The 19,144-nt window shown below is 73.3% G+C and carries 20 protein-coding genes and 2 pseudogenes; 4 read left to right on the forward strand and 18 right to left on the reverse strand.

Features of this window, described 5'->3' with window-relative positions; translation table 11 throughout:
- Positions 1-37 precede the first annotated feature (37 nt).
- Complete coding sequence (locus tag ACQUFX_RS17650; protein ID WP_428961459.1) at positions 38-1,219, forward strand: aminotransferase class V-fold PLP-dependent enzyme; 1,182 nt, start codon at positions 38-40, stop codon at positions 1,217-1,219.
- Positions 1,220-1,319: 100 nt separating this feature from the next.
- On the opposite strand, the pseudogene ACQUFX_RS17655 reads toward ACQUFX_RS17650, so the two are convergent.
- From ACQUFX_RS17655 to ACQUFX_RS17735, 17 genes and pseudogenes are all read right to left on the reverse strand, one after another.
- Positions 1,320-1,964: pseudogene (locus tag ACQUFX_RS17655) on the reverse strand (peptidoglycan DD-metalloendopeptidase family protein); the annotation flags it as partial.
- A 279-nt stretch (positions 1,965-2,243) separates the two neighbouring features.
- The gene (locus ACQUFX_RS17660) at positions 2,244-2,567 is read right to left on the reverse strand and encodes a DUF2469 domain-containing protein (protein ID WP_011905215.1); all 324 of its coding nucleotides are present in this window, start codon (positions 2,565-2,567) and stop codon (positions 2,244-2,246) included.
- On the reverse strand, positions 2,564-3,376 hold the full coding sequence (locus tag ACQUFX_RS17665) for a ribonuclease HII (protein ID WP_428961460.1): 813 nt from the start codon (positions 3,374-3,376) through the stop codon (positions 2,564-2,566). The genes ACQUFX_RS17660 and ACQUFX_RS17665 overlap by 4 nt, the downstream gene beginning before the upstream one ends.
- 119 nt (positions 3,377-3,495) lie before the next feature.
- A pseudogene (locus ACQUFX_RS17670) lies at positions 3,496-3,951 on the reverse strand (NUDIX hydrolase); the annotation flags it as partial.
- Positions 3,952-4,022: 71 nt separating this feature from the next.
- A complete protein-coding gene (gene lepB, locus ACQUFX_RS17675) occupies positions 4,023-4,658 on the reverse strand; it encodes a signal peptidase I (RefSeq protein WP_428961461.1) in 636 nt (211 codons plus the stop codon).
- Complete coding sequence (gene lepB, locus ACQUFX_RS17680) at positions 4,655-5,467, reverse strand: signal peptidase I (RefSeq protein ID WP_428961462.1); 813 nt, start codon at positions 5,465-5,467, stop codon at positions 4,655-4,657. Before lepB (ACQUFX_RS17680) ends, lepB (ACQUFX_RS17675) begins: the two co-directional genes overlap by 4 nt.
- A 255-nt stretch (positions 5,468-5,722) precedes the next feature.
- Positions 5,723-6,079 carry a 50S ribosomal protein L19 gene (gene rplS, locus ACQUFX_RS17685; RefSeq protein ID WP_428961463.1) on the reverse strand — a complete coding sequence of 119 codons (357 nt, stop codon included), beginning with the start codon at positions 6,077-6,079 and terminating at the stop codon, positions 5,723-5,725.
- Positions 6,080-6,221: 142 nt separating this feature from the next.
- A complete protein-coding gene (gene trmD, locus ACQUFX_RS17690) occupies positions 6,222-7,010 on the reverse strand; it encodes a tRNA (guanosine(37)-N1)-methyltransferase TrmD (RefSeq protein WP_428961464.1) in 789 nt (262 codons plus the stop codon).
- A 19-nt stretch (positions 7,011-7,029) separates the two neighbouring features.
- Positions 7,030-7,575, reverse strand: coding sequence for a ribosome maturation factor RimM (gene rimM / locus ACQUFX_RS17695; protein WP_428966991.1), 546 nt, complete (start codon positions 7,573-7,575; stop codon positions 7,030-7,032).
- Between the two features lie 2 nt (positions 7,576-7,577).
- On the reverse strand, positions 7,578-7,838 hold the full coding sequence (locus tag ACQUFX_RS17700; protein WP_396890604.1) for an RNA-binding protein: 261 nt from the start codon (positions 7,836-7,838) through the stop codon (positions 7,578-7,580).
- A complete protein-coding gene (gene rpsP / locus ACQUFX_RS17705; protein ID WP_428961465.1) occupies positions 7,813-8,265 on the reverse strand; it encodes a 30S ribosomal protein S16 in 453 nt (150 codons plus the stop codon). Before rpsP ends, ACQUFX_RS17700 begins: the two co-directional genes overlap by 26 nt.
- Before the next feature lie 238 nt (positions 8,266-8,503).
- Complete coding sequence (locus ACQUFX_RS17710; protein ID WP_428961466.1) at positions 8,504-9,151, reverse strand: DUF402 domain-containing protein; 648 nt, start codon at positions 9,149-9,151, stop codon at positions 8,504-8,506.
- A 72-nt stretch (positions 9,152-9,223) separates the two neighbouring features.
- Complete coding sequence (gene proS / locus ACQUFX_RS17715; RefSeq protein ID WP_428961467.1) at positions 9,224-10,630, reverse strand: proline--tRNA ligase; 1,407 nt, start codon at positions 10,628-10,630, stop codon at positions 9,224-9,226.
- A 92-nt stretch (positions 10,631-10,722) separates the two neighbouring features.
- Positions 10,723-11,514, reverse strand: coding sequence for an ABC transporter permease (locus ACQUFX_RS17720; RefSeq protein ID WP_428961468.1), 792 nt, complete (start codon positions 11,512-11,514; stop codon positions 10,723-10,725).
- Positions 11,511-12,455, reverse strand: coding sequence for an ABC transporter ATP-binding protein (locus ACQUFX_RS17725; protein ID WP_428961469.1), 945 nt, complete (start codon positions 12,453-12,455; stop codon positions 11,511-11,513). Before ACQUFX_RS17725 ends, ACQUFX_RS17720 begins: the two co-directional genes overlap by 4 nt.
- A gap of 19 nt (positions 12,456-12,474) precedes the next feature.
- A complete protein-coding gene (locus ACQUFX_RS17730; protein ID WP_428961470.1) occupies positions 12,475-13,344 on the reverse strand; it encodes a phytanoyl-CoA dioxygenase family protein in 870 nt (289 codons plus the stop codon).
- A gap of 11 nt (positions 13,345-13,355) precedes the next feature.
- On the reverse strand, positions 13,356-14,267 hold the full coding sequence (locus ACQUFX_RS17735; protein WP_428961471.1) for an SAM-dependent methyltransferase: 912 nt from the start codon (positions 14,265-14,267) through the stop codon (positions 13,356-13,358).
- A gap of 192 nt (positions 14,268-14,459) precedes the next feature.
- On the opposite strand from ACQUFX_RS17735, the gene bluB reads away from it, so the two are divergent.
- The 3 genes from bluB (at position 14,460) to ACQUFX_RS17750 (ending at position 17,988) form a co-directional block, all read left to right on the forward strand.
- Entirely contained in the window at positions 14,460-16,202 is a 1,743-nt protein-coding gene (bluB, locus tag ACQUFX_RS17740) for a 5,6-dimethylbenzimidazole synthase (RefSeq protein WP_428961472.1), read from the forward strand.
- A gap of 180 nt (positions 16,203-16,382) precedes the next feature.
- Complete coding sequence (locus ACQUFX_RS17745; RefSeq protein ID WP_428961473.1) at positions 16,383-17,126, forward strand: SAM-dependent methyltransferase; 744 nt, start codon at positions 16,383-16,385, stop codon at positions 17,124-17,126.
- Positions 17,127-17,301: 175 nt separating this feature from the next.
- On the forward strand, positions 17,302-17,988 hold the full coding sequence (locus tag ACQUFX_RS17750) for a hypothetical protein (protein ID WP_428961474.1): 687 nt from the start codon (positions 17,302-17,304) through the stop codon (positions 17,986-17,988).
- A gap of 30 nt (positions 17,989-18,018) precedes the next feature.
- Here ACQUFX_RS17750 and ACQUFX_RS17755 read toward each other — a convergent pair whose 3' ends face one another.
- Entirely contained in the window at positions 18,019-19,098 is a 1,080-nt protein-coding gene (locus tag ACQUFX_RS17755) for an amidohydrolase family protein (protein ID WP_428961475.1), read from the reverse strand.
- Positions 19,099-19,144: the final 46 nt, after the last annotated feature.

Below are 19,144 nucleotides of genomic sequence, written 5' to 3' on the forward strand. Positions count from 1 at the left end.
ATCAGTGGTGCGGGGCCGCGCAGGCTACGATCATGGGGTGAGCGCTCCGCCACCGCCCGAGCCGATCCCGGGCGCCCGGCTGCTCTTCTCGCTCGATCCGGCGGTCAGCCACCTCAACCACGGCGCGTTCGGCGCGGTGCCGATCGGGGTGCAGCGCGCCCAGCAACGGCTGCGCGACGAGATGGAGGCGAACCCGCTCCGCTTCTTCAGCCGGGGCCTAGCCGACCGGGTCGCCCACGCCCGCCGGCACCTGGCGACCTTCCTCGACGCGGACCCGGAGGGCACCGCCCTGGTCGGCAACACCACCACCGGTGTCGCCGTGGTGCTCCAGTCGCTCGGCCTGCGCCCCGGCGACGAGGTGGTCAGCACCGACCACGGGTACGGTGCGGTCGCCCTCTCCATCGCCCGGGAGTGCCGCCGCGCCGGGGCGACCTCGCGGGTGCTGTCGGTGCCGCTGACCGCCCCCGACGCGGAGGTCGTGCGGATCCTGCGGGCGGGCCTGCGTCCCGGCCGGACCCGGCTGCTCGTCGTCGACCAGGTCAGCTCGCCGACCGCGCGGCTCCTGCCGGTCGCGGCCATCACGGCGGCGGCCCGGGAACACGGGGTGCCGGTGCTGGTGGACGCCGCGCACGTGCCGGGCATGCTGCCGGTCTCGGTCCGCGACGTCGCCGCCGACTTCTGGGTCGGCAACCTGCACAAGTGGGCGTACGCGCCCCGGGGCACCGCCGTGCTGGTGGTGGCGGGGCCGTGGCGGGAGCGGACCGAGCCGCTGGTGGTCTCCTGGGAACAGGAGTCGGGGTTCCCGGCCCGGTTGGAGTGGCAGGCGACCCTGGACTACACGTCCTGGCTGGCCGCCCCGGTCGGGCTGTTCACCCTGCGCAACCTCGGTGTGCAGCGGGTCCGCGCACACAACACCGCGCTCGCCGCGTACGGGCAACGGGTGGTGGGGGACGCGCTGGGGGTGGCGCCGACCGCGTTGCCGGACCCCGGCGGACCCGGGGTGGCGATGCGGGTGGTGCCCCTGCCGGACGGGCTCGCCACCACTGTCGACGCGGCACGGGCGCTGCGGAACCGGATCGCCGACCGGCTCGCCACCGAGGTCTCGGTGTCGGCCTGGAACGGCCGGGGCTGGCTGCGGCTCTGCGGCCAGGTCTACAACACCCCGGCGGAGTACGAACGGCTCGCCGCCCACCTGCCCGCGCTGCTCGCCCAGCGCTGACCGGCAGCAGTCGCACCGGCCCGAGCCCGAGCAGCGACAGCGGGTCCAGGTACTCCTGGTCCCGCCGCAGTCCCCAGTGCAGGCAGGCGCGCTCCGGACACCCCGGGTGCCCCGGCAGCAGCAGGCCGAGCCCGTCGCCTGGCTGCACCCGCTCCCCCGCCCGGACGCCCGGCGACACCGGCTCGTACGTCGTGCGCAGCCCGTCGGCGTGGTCCACGCTGACCACCGGCCGGCCGCCCACCGGGCCGGCGAACCGCACCACGCCCGCCCCGGCGGAGCGCACCGGGGTCCCCACCGGCGCGGCCAGGTCGACCCCACGGTGACCGGGCAGCCACCGCTGGGGCGGCGGCTCGAACCGACGCCGCAGGTCCGGCGGACCGGGCAGCGGCCACCGGAACACCCCGGAGCCGACGGCACCCGCCGCACCCCGCGCACCGGCCAGGCCGGGACCGCCCACGCGGGGACCGGCCAGGCCGAGACCGACCGGTCCGGAACCGACCGGACCGAGACCGACCGGGCCAGCACCAACCGGGCCAGCACCAACCGGGCCAGCACCAATCGCACCAGCACCGGAGACGGCGGGACCAGACACCGCCGGACCGGCGGGACCGGGATCGGCCGGAGCGGGACCGGTGGCGTGGGCGCGGGTCGGGCCGGGCGACGCCGGCGCCAGCCGAGGCACCGGCACCGGCACCGGCAGGGACAGTAGGACGGCGAGCGTGAGCGCGGTACCCGTGGTGACCATGCCCGCAGCGTGCCGCCCGGCCGGGCCCGGCGCACGTCCCGGCGACCCTCACCTGTGGACGACGGGTCGGCTGTGGACAACGCCCGCCGTGGCCGGTCACTGTGCTATGGCCGCGCGGACCGGTGCATCATGGACGGTCGGGGCCCGCAGGCACGCCGACCAGCCGGGATGCGGCCACCACCAAAGCAGGGGCCAGCGGGGCAGGGGACAGCCGGGCGGAGCCACCGGGCGGGGGCCACCGGTGCAGGGGCACCGGCGGTGGAGGGCGGAAGGGGGCGCTCAGCTACCGAAGCCGGAGTCGGCCGGCAGGGAGATGTCCGGCTTCTCCAACTCCTCGACGTTGACGTCCTTGAAGGTCATCACCCGGACGTTCTTCACGAACCGGGCAGGACGGTACATGTCCCAGACCCAGGCGTCGTGCATCTCGACCTCGAAGTAGACCTCGCCGTCGGAGTTGCGCACGTGCAGGTCGACCTGGTTGGCCAGGTAGAACCGGCGTTCGGTCTCCACCACGTAGGAGAACTGGCGGACAATGTCGCGGTACTCCCGGTAGAGCTGCAGCTCCATCTCGGTCTCGTACTTCTCGAGATCTTCCGCGCTCATCGCACTCCGCCTTCCATGACGACATCTTCCCCCACCGGCGCGGTAGGTCGAGGCTGCTCGCCCAACGCCACGCCGACGGTACCCCCTGACGCCTGCGTCCGCGCCATCGGCTGGTGCGACCCGGTCCGCCCCGGACGCCGGGATCGCGGGGGTCGACCCTCCCGGCCGGAGACGGTGGCGACGTTGACGTACGAGAACCGGTGTTCCCGGCAGGGGCCGAGCTGCCGCAGCGCCGTGGTGTGCTCGGCGGTGATGTACCCCTTGTGCTCGGCGAAGCCGTACCCGGGGAACGTCCCGTCCAGCTCCACCATGATCCGGTCCCGGGTCACCTTGGCGAGCACGCTGGCCGCCGCCACACAGGCGGCCACCCGGTCGCCCTTCCAGACCGCCAGCCCCGGCACGTCCAGCCCGTCGACCCCGAACCCGTCGCTGAGCACGTACTCGGGACGGACGGTCAGCGAGGCCAGCGCCCGGCGCATGGCGGCCAGGTTGCACACGTGCAGCCCACGCGCGTCGACCTCCTCGGCCGGGACGACCACCACCGCGTACGCCAGGGCCCGGTCCACCACCTCCTGGTAGATCCGCTCCCGGCTGGCCGGGGTGAGCAGCTTCGAGTCGGCCAGCCCGTCGATCTCGCCCCGGCGCCCCTCGGGCAGCACGGCGGCGGCGGCGACCAGCGGCCCGGCGCAGGCGCCCCGGCCGGCCTCGTCGGCCCCGGCGACGTGCCGGAAGCCACGACGTTGCAGGGCCCGCTCCAGGGCGTACAGCCCGCCGTCACGGCGGACCACGGTACGCGGCGGCGTCAGCATCCCGTCCCTCCCCGCCGGACCGCGCCATCCGGCACCGGGTCACCATCCGGCACCGGGCGGGCGCCCGGGTCACCGGCCGGGGCAGCAACCGCGCGGGCCGCCGGACCGGCAGCCGGAGGGCCGGCGCTCAGGGCCTGGCGCAGCAGGCCGGGCAGGTCGTCGGGGTAGAACCGCTCGCCGCTGGCGGCCAACTCGTCCGCCGGCCACCACCGGTGGCCGGTGACACTGGCCCGCTCCACGGCGTCGAAGCCTGCCGTGTCCACCTCCCAGGCGGGCACCCGTACCAGGAAGAACTGCTGGTCCTGGCGGTACCACACACCGTCGAAGGGGAACTCGACCGTCTCCGTCCGGACCGGCTCGCCCAGCTCGGCGGGGGCCAGCCGCAGCCCGGTCTCCTCGGCCAGCTCACGGGCGGCACCGGCGGCCGGGGTCTCCCCCGGCGCCAACCCGCCGCCGGGCGTGAACCAGTACCGGTGGCCGGGCCGGGCCGGATCGACGCCCGCGAAGAGCAGGAGCCGCCCGGCGGCGTCGACGAGCAGCACCCGGGCCGCGCGGCGAGGGGTGTAGACGGTCACCGTCCCAGACTGCCAGACGGCCGGGCCGACGCCCACGCCCGCCCGCCCCCGTCGGGCCCCGATCGGGTACGTCAGGAGTTGGGGACGTCGTGGTACGACTCGGGAACGCTCAGCCAGGTGGCCCGGTTGACCGGCCAGAAGACGGTGAAGGCCCGTCCCACCACCGCGTCCTCGCTGATGGTGGCGGCGTTGATGTCCTGCCCGGACTGCTGGTAGTGCTCCAGCGAGTCGCCGGAGGCGGACCGGTGGTCACCCATCACCCAGAGCCGGCCGGGCGGCACGGTGACGTCGAAGTCCTGGTCGGCCGGCCGGTCCCGCTCCCCGTTGGCCGAGAAGATGTACGGCTCGTCGAGCGACACGCCGTTGATGACCAGCCGGTCCTCGTCGTCGCAGCAGACCACCCGGTCACCGCTGACCCCGATCACCCGCTTGATGAAGTCCTCGCCGTCGGGGTTCCCGCTCCACTCGGTCGGCGCCTTGAAGACGATCACCTCGCCCCGTTCCGGGGTACGGAAGTGGTAGACCAGCTTGTTGACCAACACCCGGTCATCGATCTTGAGGGTGTTCTCCATGGACGGGGAAGGGATGAAGAAGGTCTGCAGCACGAAGGCGCGTACCAGCACCGCGACCAGAACCGCCACCCCCAGGAGGATGGGCAGCTCCTTCCAGAACGAACTACGGGGCTTGTCGGTCTGCTCGTCAATCACGGGTGGAGCCTACGTCGCCGGGCGCGGATCGACCTTCCGGAACGCGCGAGAACGGACACCAGGCTGGCGATCGGCAGCAGCAGCACCACCCCGCCCCCGGGGGAGGGCTGGAGCGGCAACGGCCCGTCGCCGGTGAGCGTGGCGGAGGTGGGGATTCCCTCGAAGGTCTGCGGGACGCCCAGCGCGGACCAGCGGGCGGACGGCCAGACGACCATGAAGGCCCGTCCCACCACGTTGTCGATCGGCACCGGCCCCTGGCACCGGCCGTCCTGGGAGACCAGCCGGTGGTCGCCCATCACGAAGATCTGCCCGGGCGGCACGACGATCTCGGTGAACCGCCGGGCGCGACACTCGGCCGGATTCGGCGGGATGTCCAGCGGCGAGTCCTGGAAGACGTACGTCTCGTCCAACGGCACCCCGTTGACCGTGACCCGGCCCTGCTCGTCGCAGCACTCCACCCGGTCCCCGGGCAGCCCGATCACCCGCTTGATGAAGTCCTTCTCCCCGGGGCGGCTCACCCCGACCAGGTCACCGACGGTCCGGGCGAAGCGGCCGCCCAGCCCCGGGTCCGGCTCGGTGTCCACCTGGGGCACCCACTGCTCGGTGCCCCGGAACACCACCACCTCGCCGCGCACCGGGTCCCGTACGTCGTAGACGACCTTGTTGACCAGGACCCGGTCGCCGACCAGGAGGGTGTTCTCCATCGAGCCGGAGGGGATGAAGAAGGCCTGCAACAGGAACGTGCGGATCAGCACGGCCAGGCAGAAGGCCACGATCAGCAGCAGCGGCAACTCCTGCCAGAGCGGCATCTGCCGGCGACTGCGCCGGGACCGCCGCCGCCACGGATCGACTGTGCCGCCATCGTCAAGCGTCCGCACCACGCAACTCCCCGGTCCACGGAAACGTCACTACCGCCCGGGAGCCTCTCGCGGAGGCCCCACGGGCGGTAGTGGACATCGTCTGCCGTGCCGCCGCTGCCCGCCTGCGCCCGTGCCGACCAGGGTAGTGCGCCCTGGTCGGTCCGACACACGCGCAGCTCAGGCGGCGTGGCGACGGGTGACGGGTCAGCTCGGCTGCTTCTCGCGCCGCTCCTTGATCTTGGCCTTCTTGCCGCGCAGCTCACGCAGGTAGTAGAGCTTGGCGCGACGCACGGCGCCGCGGGTGACGACCTCGATCCGGTCGATCGCCGGGCTGTTCACCGGGTAGGTCCGCTCGACCCCCACGCCGAAGCTGACCTTGCGGACCGAGAAGGTCTCGCGCAGGCCGCCGCCATGCCGGCGGATGACCACGCCCTGGAAGATCTGGACCCGGGACCGGTTGCCCTCGACGACCCGCGCGTGCACCTTGACGGTGTCACCGGCACGGAAGTCGGGAAGGTCGACCCGCTTCGACTGGGCGTCAAGGGCGTCCAGGATGTTCATCGCTGCGTCCTCGCGAGGCTCACGGCGCACCGTCAGTCGGTGCGCGGATGGGTGATTCTGATCCCCGGGTGGTGACCGACTGGGCGGCCCCGGTCGGAGATCCTCGCAACCGGCCACGGCGTGGTCGGTTGCGGCAACCCTTCTACTCTGCCATACCCCGCGCCGGCAGGTGGAACCCACCCCGCTCCAGCGCGGCCCGGTCGCCCCGGTCCAGCCCCTCCACCGGCAGCGCCGCCAGCATGTCGGGGCGGCGAACGGCCGTCCGCAGCACCGCCTCGTCCCGCCGCCACCGGGCGATCCGGCCGTGGTCGCCGGAGCGGAGCACCTCCGGCACGTCGAGCCCGCGCCAGGACGGCGGCTTGGTGTAGACCGGCCCCTCGAGCAGGCCGTGGGCGTGCGACTCCTCGTCCAGCGAGCCGGCGTTGCCGAGCACGCCGGGCAGCAGCCGGGTGACCGCCTCCATGATCACCAGCACCGCCACCTCCCCGCCGAAGAGCACGTAGTCGCCGAGGGAGACCTCGGTGACCCGCATCCGGGTGGCGGCGTGGTCGAGCACCCGCTGGTCGATGCCCTCGTACCGGCCGCAGGCGAAGAGCAGGTGCGACTCGGCGGCCAACTCCTGCGCCAGCGCCTGGCTGAACGGGACGCCCGCCGGGGTCGGCACCACCAGCCGGGGCAGGGTGAGCCCGTCCGGGGTCAACTCGCCGGGGGCCAGGGCGTCGAGCGCCTCGCCCCACGGCTCCGGGCGCATGACCATCCCCGGCCCGCCGCCGTAGGGCGTGTCGTCGACCGTACGGTGCACGTCGTGGGTCCAGGCGCGCAGGTCGTGGACGGCCAGCCGCAGCACGCCGCTGGCGCGGGCCTTGCCGATCAGCGACAGGTCCAGCGGGGCGAGGTACTCCGGGAAGATCGACACGACGTCGACACGCATGGGGGGCGGCTCCAGCCGGCTAGAGGTCGAGCAGACCGGCCGGCGGGTCGACGACGACGCGACCGCCGGCGAGATCGACCTCCGGCACGATCGCCCTGACGAAGGGGATCAGCGCGGTACGCCCCTCGGGACGCCGCAGCACCAGCAGGTCGGAGGCGGGCGCGTGGTCGATGCGGGCCACCTCGCCGAGCCGCTCGCCGGCCGGGGTGACCACGGCGAGCCCGACGAGCTGGTGGTCGTGGAACTCCTCCGGATCCTCCGGCGGGGCGACGTCGGCGCTGTCCACGGCGAGCAGGGTGCCGCGCAGCGCCTCGGCGACGTTGCGGTCGACCACGCCGTCGAAGGCGACCAGCATCCGGCCCTGGTGCCAGCGGGCGACCTCGACGGTCAACCGCTCGGGCACCTGGTAGGCGTCCTCGGACGCGGCCCCGACAGGTGCCGCTCCCGGCTCGGTGACCAGCACCGAACCGGGAGCGAAACGTGCCTCGGGCTCGTCGGTCCGCACCTCCACGGTGACCTCACCGCGGATCCCGTGCGGTTTGCCGATCCGGCCGACGATGAGCAGCATCAGTACGAGTCGACGATGTCGACCCGGACCCCGCGCCCACCGATGGAGCCGATCACCTGGCGCAGGGCCTTGGCGGTGCGGCCGGAGCGGCCGATCACCGTGCCCAGGTCCTCCGGGTGCACGCGGACCTCGAGCCGCTTGCCCCGGCGGGAGTCGACCATCCGCACGCGGACGTCATCGGGATGATCGACGATCCCCTTGACCAGGTGTTCGAGGGCGGGTCGCAGCGCCACGTCAGCTCTGCTCGCCGGAGTCGGCACCGGCCTGCTCCTCGGTCTTCGGCGCCTCGGCGGGCGCCTCGGCCTTGGCGGCCTTCTTGGCCGGCTTGGCCGGCGCGTCGGCCAGCCCGGCGGCGGCCTTCGCCTCGGCCTCGTAGGCCGCCTTGCGGTCGGCCCGCTCGGCGGCGACCTTCAGCGGCGGCGGGGCCGGCAGGCCCTTGAACTTCTGCCAGTCCCCGGTCAGCTCCAGCAGGCGCTGCACGGCCTCGCTCGGCTGGGCGCCGACCGACAGCCAGTACTGGACCCGCTCCGACTTGACCTCGATCACCGAAGGGTCTTCCTTCGGCTGGTAGATCCCGACGAACTCGATGGCCCGACCGTCGCGCTTGGTGCGCGAGTCGGCGACCACGATGCGGTACTGCGGGTTGCGGATCTTGCCCATCCGCAGGAGCCGGATCTTTACGGCCACAGTTCTTTCGCTCCTGTTGCGATTCCCACCGACCCGAGAGGGCGGTGTACGGGTGAGAGCCGACCGGCACAGTGGGGTTGGGCCGGAGACTGCTCGGTGGACTGACGGGATGCCGGGGTAGAGGGCGCCGGACACTCGTCGGATACCAGCGGCCCATTCTGCCAGATCCGGCACCGATTCCTCACACCGGACCCGACTCGGCTCCGGCGACGGGGCCCGAGGTGACGAAGAACACAGTTCAACGGACCGGGGGCCGGTCCCAGCCGGGCGGCAGGGCCTCCGGCACGCTCCAGTCGGCCGGCGGGACGAAGTCGCACCAGGTGCCGTCGAACGGGAACTCACCGGCCTCGGCGCGGGCGATCACCCGCTCGCCCTCGGCCCGGACCGCCTGCTCGTCGGCGACCCAGTAGTGCTCGGGGAAGGCGAGCCGCTCGGTGAACTCGCCCTCGTCCTTCCACTCCCAGCTCCGGTCGGGGTGGACCACCACGTCCAGGTCCTGGTCCACCACGTCGACCCCGGCCACCGGGCCGTCGTCCCAGCGGACCCCGGGCTCCTCCAGGTTGACGTACCAGCTGGCGAAGCGGTCCCCGGCGTCCCGGAACCACCACACCGAGTGGGCCGCCCCGGTCGGCAGGAACTTCAACAACGGAGGGCCGTGCCACCGGCCCTGCGCCAGCCGGTACGACGACGTGATCCACTCGGCGAACGGCATCGCCCGCATGCCGACGCCGGCGGTGGTGACCTCGTGGGCGACCGGGCTGTCCCGGGCGATCCAGAGCAGCAGCCCGCGCTCGTCGTCGCTGACCACGCGCCCCGGCCGGACCCAGCCGATCCGGCCCCGTCGCACGTTGCGGTGCATGATCAGCCGCCCCGGCTCGAAGCGCACCCGACCTCCCCGGTGTTAACAGGGGCCCCTTCCTCTACCGGAAGCGTTAAGAAGGGGCCCTTCCTTACACCGTCAGTAGGCGCGGGCGAGGATGGCGACCAGGTCGGGCTCGTCCTCCGTGTCGGGGACGGAGCCGTCGGCGCGCAGCAGGCAGCGGACCGTCACGCCCTGCCCGTTGGCCTCGGCCTCACCCGCGACACCCACCGCCGACCACGGCACCCGGGCCCAGCCGGTGGCCGCCGCCTCGATCGCCTCGGCGAGCGTGGCGACGTCGGTGGTCCGGGACTGCCGGAACGCCAGCGCCTGGTCGTGCAGGGCCCGCTGGTCGGCGTCGAGCGCGGCGAGGACCGCGCCGACCACGTCGGCGACCGGGGTGGGGGCCTTCGAGCCGTCGGTACGCCGGACCACGACCGCGTTGCCGGCGGCCAGGTCCCGGGGGCCGACCTCGACCCGGACCGGGTAGCCGCGCAGCTCGGCGTCGACGGCCCGGCGGCCGAACGCGGTGTCGGTCCGGTCGTCCAGCGCCACCCGGACCCCGGCGTCACGCAGCGCGTCGCACAGCTTGGTCGCCGCCTCACCGACCCCCTCGCCGTCCTTGACCACCATCACGTACGCCTGGATCGGGGCCAGCCTCGGCGGCACCCGCAGCCCGTTGTCGTCGCCGTGCGCCATGATCAGGCCGCCGAGCATCCGGGTGGAGGTGCCCCAGGAGGTGGTCCAGGCGTGCTCCCGGCCGCCCTCGGCGGAGGAGTAGCTGATGTCGAACGCCTTGGCGAAGTTCTGCCCCAGCTCGTGGCTGGTGCCGAGCTGGAGCGCCTTGCCGTCGCCCATCATGCCTTCGCAGGTGTACGTGGCGGTGGCCCCGGCGAACCGCTCCCGGGCGGTCTTGAGCCCCACCACCACCGGGATGCCCAGCACGTTGACCATCAGGTCCTCGTACGCCTCGTGCAGGATCTTGCGCGCGTAGGCGCGGGCGTCCTCCCGGGTCGCGTGCGCGGTGTGCCCCTCCTGCCAGAGGAACTCGCTGGTGCGCAGGAAGACCCGGGGGCGCAGCTCCCAGCGGACCACGTTCGCCCACTGGTTGAGCAGCAGCGGCAGGTCCCGGTACGAGTCGACCCACTTGGCCATGAACTCGCCGATCACCGTCTCGCTGGTGGGTCGCACCACCACCGGCTCGGCGAGCTGCTTGCCGCCGCCGTGGGTGACCACGGCCAGCTCCGGGGAGAAGCCCTCGACGTGCTCGGCCTCCCGCTTGAGGTAGCTCTCCGGGATGAAGAGCGGGAAGTACGCGTTCTCCGCGCCCGCCGCCTTGATCCGGGCGTCCATCTCGGCCTGCATCCGCTCCCAGATGGCGTAGCCGGCCGGTCGGATCACCATCGTCCCGCGGACCGGCCCGTTGTCGGCCAGCTTCGCCTTGGCGATCAGATCCTGGTACCAGCGGGGAAAGTCCTCCGCACGGGGAGTGAGCACGCGTGCCATGACCGCACATCCTATGCCGCCCGCCGCACCGCCTCTGCCCCCGCCCCGACGGCACGCCGGCCGGCCGCCCCTCCCCGGCACCGCCACCGGTCCTACCGGGCGCTGGTGTAGGTGCGGAACCGGTGGTAGGTGAGCAGGACGCAGAGCGCGGTGAAGCCGACCAGCCCGACGAGGTGGGCGACGACCGGCACGCCCCACCCCGAGGTGACCAGGAGCCGCATCGCCTCGATCGCGTACGTCAGCGGGTTGGCCCGGGCCACCAGCGCCATCCAGGTCGGCATCGCCTCGACCGGGACGAAGGCGTTGCTGGTGAACAGCAGCGGGAGGGTGACGAAGCCGGTGACCGCGAAGAAGGTGGTGTGCCCCGGACCGTGGAACGCGAGGGCCAGGAAGACCGCGGAGAGCGCGACCGCCAGCACCGCCGTGACGGCGAGCACGACCAGCACGCCGACGACGCCGGTCCGGACCCGGACCCCCATCGCGGCGGCGACCAGCAGGATGACCGCCACCTGGGCGACGGTGACCGCGGCCTGGAAGGCCAGCCGGCTGCCGAGCAGCGAGGCGCGGGCGATCGGCATGCTCATCAGCTTGTCGAGGTAGCCCGTCTCCTTGTCCCAGAGCAGCGGGACCGCGCCGCTGATCGAGGTGCCGATGGCGGTGAAGGCGACCACGCCGGGCAGCAGGAAGCTGACGTAGTCCGGCGTGCCGGTGATCCGGTCGTCGACCATCCGGCGTACCGCGCCGCCGAAGAACACCAGCCAGAACGCCGGTTGCAGGAGGGTGAGCCCGAGGTTGAGGCGGTCCCGGACGAGTTGCAGGTACCAGCGGCGGGTCAACGCGGCCAGTTCCTGGAGCCGGGGGTGGCCGGCGCGGAGGGTGCTCATGCCGGGTGGCCCGCGAGCACCCGGCCGGTGTGCCGCAGGAAGACGTCGTCGAGCGTGGGCCGGTGGTAGTGCACGCCGGTGAGGTCCACCCCGTGCCGCACCGCGTCCCGCACCAGGTCGGGCAGCGCGGTGGCCGCGTCGTCCACGTGGACGTGCAGGTCGCCCGCGTCGTCGATGGTGATCTGCCGGACCCAGGCCCGGTGCCCGATCGCCGACCGCAGCACCTCGGGCCGACCGGTGGAGACCCGGACCACGTCGGCGCCGACGTCCCGCTTGAGGTCGGCCGGTGTCCCGGTCACCACCTCCCGGCCCCGGTCGATGATGGTGATCCGGTCGCAGAGGCGGTCGGCCTCGTCCAGGTAGTTGGTGGCCAGCAGGACGGCCCGGCCCTCGGCCCGCAGCCGCCGGACGTAGTCCCAGACCCGGTGCCGGGAGACCACGTCGAGGCCGAGCGTGGGCTCGTCGAGGATCAGCAGCTCGGGGGCGTGCAGCAGCCCGCACGCGAGGTCCAGCCGCTTCTGCATGCCGCCGGAGTAGTCGCTGACCATCCGGTCGGCGTCGGCGAGCAGGCCGACGAGGTCCAGCAGCTCCGCGACCCGCCGGTCCCGGCGGCGGCGGGGGATGTGGTGCAGGTCGGCCTCGATCTCCAGGCTCTCCCGCCCGGTGAGCAGGTGGCGCACCCCCTTCTCCTGGGGCACGTAGCCGATCAGCCGGCGCACGGCGACCGCCTCGTGGCGGACGTCCAGCCCGCAGACCAGCGCCTGCCCGGCGCTGGGCCGCAGCAGGGTGGTCAGCATCCGGATGGTGGTCGTCTTGCCGGCGCCGTTCGGGCCGATCAGCCCGACGATCTCACCGGCGGGGACCCGCAGGTCCAGTCCGTCCACCGCCGCGTGCCGCCGGAAGTACCGGGTGAGCCGGGTCGTGGTGACGGCGTCCCCCATGGACCACTCCGCTCGGTGCTCATCCGGCCGCCGGCCAGGTCGGTTGCCGGCTGTAGGTCATCATCCGGTCCCGGTCGGGGCCGTCGTAGGTGGGCAGCATCTCGCTCAGCGGGGTGCCGTGCAGCGGGTGCGCCGTGTCGTCCCACCACCCGACCGGGGGGAGGCAGAACTGGTTGACGTAGTGCGCCCGGAACTCGCGGGGCAGCGCCGAGAAGTCCGGGGTGAGCAGCAGGTCCACCGCCGTACGCCAGCGGTCGGTGGTGTTGGGGTGGGTCGCGTGCATCACCCGGACGTCGCCGATCACCAGGTCACCCGGGTTGGCCAGGATGTCGATCTCGCCGTGGGCCGGGGCGTGCGAGAGGGAGTCCGCCGGCTCCGCCTCGATCGTCGTGGTGTGCGGCTCGGGGAGCAGGTCGTGCAGCGGGTGCCGGGTGAGGTGGCTGCCCGGGATGGCGCGCAGGCAGCCGTTCTCCCGGGTGGTCGGCTCCAGGTAGATCATGCAGAACAGTTGGGTCGGCTCGTGGGCGTACGTGCGCGGGTGGCCCCACGCCCACCAGTCCTGGTGCCACCAGAGGCCGGGGGACCGGGGCGGCTTCGAGATGACGTACCCGTTGATCCAGCGTGGATCGGTGCAGCCGATGCGGCGCAGGGCGGCCCGGACCTCCGGCGCGGTCAGGGTGGCCACCAGCGCCGCGTCGTCGTACCGGACCGGGATGAGGCTCCCGTGGTGCGCGAAGCGCTGGAGGTTGGCCTCGTCCTCGGCCGCCACCTTCCGCGCGGCCAGGTCGGCCAACTGGTCGAGGAGGTCCTGCCGGAGCACGCCGGGCACCAGGCAGAAGCCGTCGCGGCGGAGCTGCGACACGAGGCCGGCGTCGTACGTCTCGATCATCACGTCACCCGTCAGGTCGGCCGCCGGACCAGGACGCGCCGGTAGGTCATGTGGCACGCCTGGTGCATCCGGAGGGTCAGATTGACCGATTCGATGAACTCGTCGATCATCAGTTCCCCGTAGGCGGGGCGTTCGGGAGCGGTCACCGGGTCACCGGGCCAGTCGGCGATCACCCGGGGCGCGAAATAGCGGCGCATCTGGTCCTCGAAATGGGCGCTCATCGGCCCCCGGGCCACGTGTCCGAGATCGACGATCGCCTCAGCCGCCGGGAATCCCACCGCCAGTAGATCGCTTTCGATCTGGTCGATGCGACCGAAGTGGCGGTACTGGAAATGGGTGGCCAGTTGGTCGATGTCGTCGGCCGTCGCGAGCGGGGTGAGCATCCAGTCGTCGATGACGAACCGGCCACCGGGGCGCAGCCGCTCGAAGACGTTCCGGAACATCGCCCGGTGGTCCGGCACCTGGTAGAGCATGTTGATGCTGATCGCCGCGTCGAACGGCCCCTCGGGCAGGTGCCGTTGGCAGTCGGCGAGGACGACCTTGAGCCCGCCGCCCTGCTCCAGCCACTGTTCGTGCAGCCGGCCGCAGGTCGCCCGGTGGGCCGACGAGTTGGTCACCGAGGTGACCGAGACCTGGAAGTGGGAGGCGAAGAGCCGGGCCGGACCGCCGACGCCGCACCCCACGTCGAGCACGTGGTCCCCCGGCCGCAGCTCGGCGAGGGTGCCGATGTCGATCGTGTGCTGCCGGGAACCGCGCGACCACTGCGCGCCGTCGGACCACATCTCGGCGTCGAACACCATCGGCGGGTGCAGGAAGTCACCGGTGAGATAGGCGTGCAGGCCCGCACCGGGCAGACCGAGGACACCGCCGACCACGTCCGGCAGGTAATGGCCGTCATCGATTGAATCGATGATCTTTTCCATGCTGCACTCCCCGTATCCCGAGTACGCCATGACATCCGCGGCCATCGAAATTGACGGCCAGCCTAACAGTCACCTTCGGGCCTGTCCGCCCTCCCGCTCGGGAATTTCCCATGGCACCGAAAGCACCGATCCCGTTCTTCCACCGCCGTGACGGCCACCTCCGCACCCCGCACCGGCCGGTAGAGTGCGGACGTGGTGTGGGAACGGCCGGTGCCGCTGATCGGCGACGTCAGCGCGGCGTCGCAACGGGCCGGTGACCCCGCCGGCTGGGCCTTCCCCGAGGCCGCGCGACAGGCGTTCTACGACGTGCTGGCCGCCCGCCGCGACATGCGGCGGTTCCGCCCCGACCCGGTCGACCCGGAGATCCTGACCCGGGTCCTGGCCGCGGCGCACGCGGCCCCGTCGGTCGGCCACAGCCAGCCGTGGCGGTTCGTGCTGGTGCGCGACCCGGCCACCCGGGAGCGGGCCGCGTTGATGGCCGACCAGCAGCGGCTGCGGCAGGTCGAGCAGATGGACCCGGAATCCGGGCTGCGGCTGCTGGACCTCCAACTGGAGGGCATCCGGGAGGCGCCGCTGGGCGTGGTGGTCTGCTGCGACCGGCGGGCCCCGGCGGCGGGCGTGCTGGGTCGGGCCACCTTCGTCGACACCGACCTGTGGAGCTGCGCCTGCGCGATCCAGAACCTCTGGCTCGCGGCCCGCGCCGAGGGGCTCGGCGTCGGTTGGGTCACCCTCTTCGACCCGGACGAGCTGGCCGCGCTGCTCGCCCTGCCGGCGGGCGTGGTCACCCTCGGCTGGCTCTGTCTGGGCTGGCCGGACGAGCGCCCACCCCGGCCCGGGCTGGAGCGCGTCGGGTGGTCCCGGAAACTGCCGCTCTCCCAGGTGGTGCTCGACGAGCGGTGGCCGGCCGACGAGGTCGCCCCCGCGCCGCCACCGTCCCGGCTGCGCGCCCCGGACCAGAGCGCCGTCGTGGCGGCCCACGACGCGGCCGACCGGCTGCTCAGCCCACCCGGCTCGCTGGGCCTGCTGAGCCAGACCACCGACCGGATCCTCGCGCTGGGCCACACCGAGCTGGCCGGCGGGGTGCTGGTGCTCGCCGCGGCCGACCACCCGGTGGCCCGGCACCGGGTCTCGGCCTACCCGGCGCGGGTGACCCGGGAGGTGCTGGAGGCCGCCGTCGCGGGCGAGGCGATGGGGGTCGCCGCGGCCCGCGCCGCCGGCCTGACCGTCGACCTCGTCGACGCCGGTGTCACCGGGCCACCCGTGCCGGGGGCGCGGGAGATCCGCTGCCGCGACCCCCGGGGCGACCTGGTCGGCGCGGACGCCATGTCCCGCGACGACACCGACCGGCTGGTCGAGGCCGGCCGGGGGCTCGGCGCGGAGGCCGCCACGCACGGGTTGGTCGCGCTGGGCGAGGTCGGGGTCGCCAACACGACGGTCGCGGCGGCGCTGACCTGCGCCCTGCTCGACCTGCCCCCGGCCGCCGTGGTCGGGCTCGGCGCCGGCGCGGACAGCGCCATGGTGGACCGCAAGCGCGCGGCCGTGTCGGCCGCGACCACGCGGCTCCACGCGGCGTACGGCGGTTCCGCCCGCGACCCGCTGACCTTCCTGGCCGCGCTGGGCGGCCCGGAGATCGCCGTGTTGACCGGCGTGGTGCTCGGTGCCGCGGAGCGCGGTGCGGTGGTCGTCCTGGACGGCCTCGCCACCTCGGTGGCCGCGCTGATCGCCGTCGGCGTCGAGCCGGGCGTGGCGGCGCACCTGGTGGCCGGGCAGCGCAGCCGGGAGTTGGGGCACCCCCGGGTGCTCACCCAGCTCGGCTGCGAGCCGCTGCTGAGCCTGCGGGTGCGGGCCGGCGAGGGGGTCGGCGCCTGCCTGGCGAGCGCGATGATCCGGCACGCGCTGACCATCCGCCGGGACACCGCACGCGTCACCTACTGACGACCGGCATCGTCCGTCCGGGTGGCGCGCACCGCCCGGACGGTGCGCACCCGATCATTATCGACTGTCGACTATCGGTCACGACATTGTCGACACCGCACGGTCGCCGGCCGGTGTCGTATTCTCACCCCGGAACGACACCGGTCGGACACGCATCCACACCTTTCGGGAGCTGGCGGCATGGCGATACCGCAGACACCGAACACCGGACGGATCCTCGACTACTGGCTCGGCGGTGATCATCATTTCCCACCGGACCAGGGGGCGGCAGCGGCGTTCGACGCCATCTACCCCGAATTCCCCCGGGTCTTCGGCACGCTCCGGCAATTCATCGGACGCGCGGCACGGGCCGTCGCCGATCAGGGAATCGATCAGTTCCTCGTCCTCGGGGCTGGAATTCCCACGAAAGGAAACGTGCACGAGGCGGTGCCGGGAGCCCGGGTGCTCTACACCGACATCGACGCCACCAACATCGAGATCGGCCGCACGCTCCTCGCCGGCCTGCCGCAGGTGGAGTACGCGTACTGCGACGCCAGTGACCTCGACACGCTGGACCGGGACGCGGCGGACCGGGTGCTCCGGCCGGCCGAGCCGCTCGGCGTGGTGCTGGTCGGCGTGTCGGTCTTCCTCGACGACGAGACGGTACGCGGCACCCTCGCGAGCATCTACGACCGGGTGCCGTCCGGCAGCTTCCTGGTCGCCGACTTCGACGGCGAGGCATTGAACTCGTACCCGGACGTGTTGAAGATCCTCGACCAGGCCGGTGAGCCGTTGTATCTGCGCGGGCCGGACCGGATCGCGCCGTTGCTCGGCCGCTGGCGCCTCACCGACGACGGAATTCGACCCGTCGACACCTGGCGCGACGACACCGCCGCCGAGCCGGAGAAGGTGTTCATGTACGGCGGTCTCGCCACCAAACCCTGACGAGGCGCACTCCCCCACCGACGGAATGCGAGGACCGTTCTCCCCCGAACGGCACAGTGACCGATCGTCGCCGGCCCGACGGCCATTCCCGGCGTACCGGGTAAGGCTGTCCGGCCGCACCTGGTCGGGTCGCCGACGACCCGACCGTTCCCGTCCCCGGTGAGGAGAGGCAATCATGGCCACGTTCTCGACGACCTCGAAAACCGTGCGGTTCGGCGTCATGGCGGCGGTGACCGCCGTCGCCCTGACGGTCGGCGGTTCCGCCAGCGGCGGGGCCCGCCTGGCCACCTCGGAGCGGCTGGCGCCGGCGGCCGGGGCGTGCGACCGGAACCTCGGCACCGCCGCCCGGACACCGGCCGCGCCCGGCGTCTGCCGGGCCGCGGGCACCCCCGAACTGATCTGGCAGGGCCACATCCACCTCGGTGACGAGCCGGGGATCTACGGCGACGCCCTCTACTCCGGGCTGAGCACGGAGATCCCGATCACGCTCGAACGCACCTCCACCAGCGGGCCGGAGCGGACCACGCTGGTCCTGGAGACCGAGGACGTCCAGACCTTCGAGGGCTACCCGGGGCACCAGGTCACCGTCTACCTGCACGTGCCCGACCCGGACCAGCCCTTCCACTCCGACCAGGTCGTGCTCACCCGCACCCGGCTGACCAGCGCGGACAACAACCGCAAGGAGATCCGGGTCAACCTCGCCGGCCGGCAGTCGCCGTACCACGTCAGCGTGCAGATCCGGCAGGACACCGAGGTGCCGGCCGGCGCGCTGGACGACTTCCAGGTCACCCGGCTGTCCAACGTGGCGACGGACTTCGGCTACATCGCGAGCTACGGCTTCACCCCGCCCCCGGTGAACTGACCGCCGGCCGTCCGGGGCGGGCGGGCGCCGTCAGCGCAGCAGGCGCCCGCGCAGGACCAGGCGGGAGGGGGTACGGACCACCCGCAGGTCCCGGCGCGGGTCGTCGGGGTAGACGACCAGGTCGGCGAGGCCGCCCTCGACCAGGCCGGGGAAGCCCAGCCACTCGCGGGCCCGCCAGGAGGCGGCGGCCAGCACGTCCAGCGTGGACATGCCGGCCCGCTCGTGCAGCAGCAGCATCTCCTCGGCGGCCAACCCGTGGTCGATGCCCCCGCCCGCGTCCGTGCCGACGTAGATCGGCACGCCCGCCTCGTACGCGGCCCGGACCACCTCGGGGAACCGGTCGCGCAGGGCGAGCATGTGGTCGGCGTACCCGGGGAACTTGGGCCGGGCCTGGTCGGCGATGCCACCGAAGGTCCGGATGTTGATCATGGTGGGGATCAGCGCGGTCCCCCGCCGGGCCATCTCGTCGACCAGGTCCGGGCTGAGCCCGGTGCCGTGCTCGATCGAGTCGACCCCGGCGCGCACCATGATCTCGACGGCCGACTCGGAGAAGGTGTGCACCGCCGCGCGGACCCCGGCGGCGTGCGCCGCCTCGACGGCGGCGGCCATGGTCGCCGCGTCCCAGGACGGGGCGAGGTCGCCCACCCCCCGGTCGATCCAGTCACCGACCAGCTTGACCCACCCGTTGCCGGCCCGCGCCTGCTCGGCCACGGTCGCGGCGACCTCGCTCGCGGCGACCTCCACGCCGATGTCGCGCAGGTACCGCCGGGGCGGCGCGACGTGCCGTCCCGCGCGGGCCAGCCGGGGCAGGTCCGGTTCGTCGTCGAGTTCCGGGTACGGGTACGGCGAGCCGGCGTCCCGGATCGCCAGCACCCCGGCGTCCCGGTCGGTCCGGGCCAGCGCGCGGGCCTGGTCGAGGGAGGTGATCGGCGTGCCGCCCCGGGCGATGCCGATGTGACAGTGGGCGTCGACCAGCCCCGGCAGGACGTACCCCCGGTCGGCGATCGTCTCCGCGCCGGGTTGCGGGTCGAAGGTGACCCGGTCGCCGACCAGCCAGATGTCCCGGACCTCGTCGTCGGGGAGCAGCACACCACGCACATGCAGAGCCATGTGCCAGGTCTACCCGATCACCGCCCGTCGCGCGCCAGCGGCCCGG

The sequence above is a fragment of the Micromonospora fluostatini genome (assembly GCF_050410825.1).
In the GTDB taxonomy this organism is placed as follows: domain Bacteria; phylum Actinomycetota; class Actinomycetes; order Mycobacteriales; family Micromonosporaceae; genus Micromonospora; species Micromonospora rosaria.

Excerpts from the sequence above, each read along its gene's own strand:
- trmD (WP_428961464.1), bottom strand. The coding sequence starts at position 7,010 with ATGCGTGTCGACGTCGTGTCGATCTTCCCGGAGTACCTCGCCCCGCTG.
- ACQUFX_RS17755 (WP_428961475.1), bottom strand. The coding sequence starts at position 19,098 with ATGGCTCTGCATGTGCGTGGTGTGCTGCTCCCCGACGACGAGGTCCGG.
- lepB (WP_428961462.1), bottom strand. The coding sequence starts at position 5,467 with ATGCCGCTCTGGCAGGAGTTGCCGCTGCTGCTGATCGTGGCCTTCTGC.
- ACQUFX_RS17750 (WP_428961474.1), top strand. The coding sequence starts at position 17,302 with ATGGCCACGTTCTCGACGACCTCGAAAACCGTGCGGTTCGGCGTCATG.
- ACQUFX_RS17735 (WP_428961471.1), bottom strand. The coding sequence starts at position 14,267 with ATGGAAAAGATCATCGATTCAATCGATGACGGCCATTACCTGCCGGAC.
- ACQUFX_RS17730 (WP_428961470.1), bottom strand. The coding sequence starts at position 13,344 with ATGATCGAGACGTACGACGCCGGCCTCGTGTCGCAGCTCCGCCGCGAC.
- ACQUFX_RS17660 (WP_011905215.1), bottom strand. The coding sequence starts at position 2,567 with ATGAGCGCGGAAGATCTCGAGAAGTACGAGACCGAGATGGAGCTGCAG.
- ACQUFX_RS17720 (WP_428961468.1), bottom strand. The coding sequence starts at position 11,514 with ATGAGCACCCTCCGCGCCGGCCACCCCCGGCTCCAGGAACTGGCCGCG.
- ACQUFX_RS17665 (WP_428961460.1), bottom strand. The coding sequence starts at position 3,376 with ATGCTGACGCCGCCGCGTACCGTGGTCCGCCGTGACGGCGGGCTGTAC.
- ACQUFX_RS17725 (WP_428961469.1), bottom strand. The coding sequence starts at position 12,455 with ATGGGGGACGCCGTCACCACGACCCGGCTCACCCGGTACTTCCGGCGG.
- rplS (WP_428961463.1), bottom strand. The coding sequence starts at position 6,079 with ATGAACATCCTGGACGCCCTTGACGCCCAGTCGAAGCGGGTCGACCTT.
- ACQUFX_RS17745 (WP_428961473.1), top strand. The coding sequence starts at position 16,383 with ATGGCGATACCGCAGACACCGAACACCGGACGGATCCTCGACTACTGG.
- proS (WP_428961467.1), bottom strand. The coding sequence starts at position 10,630 with ATGGCACGCGTGCTCACTCCCCGTGCGGAGGACTTTCCCCGCTGGTAC.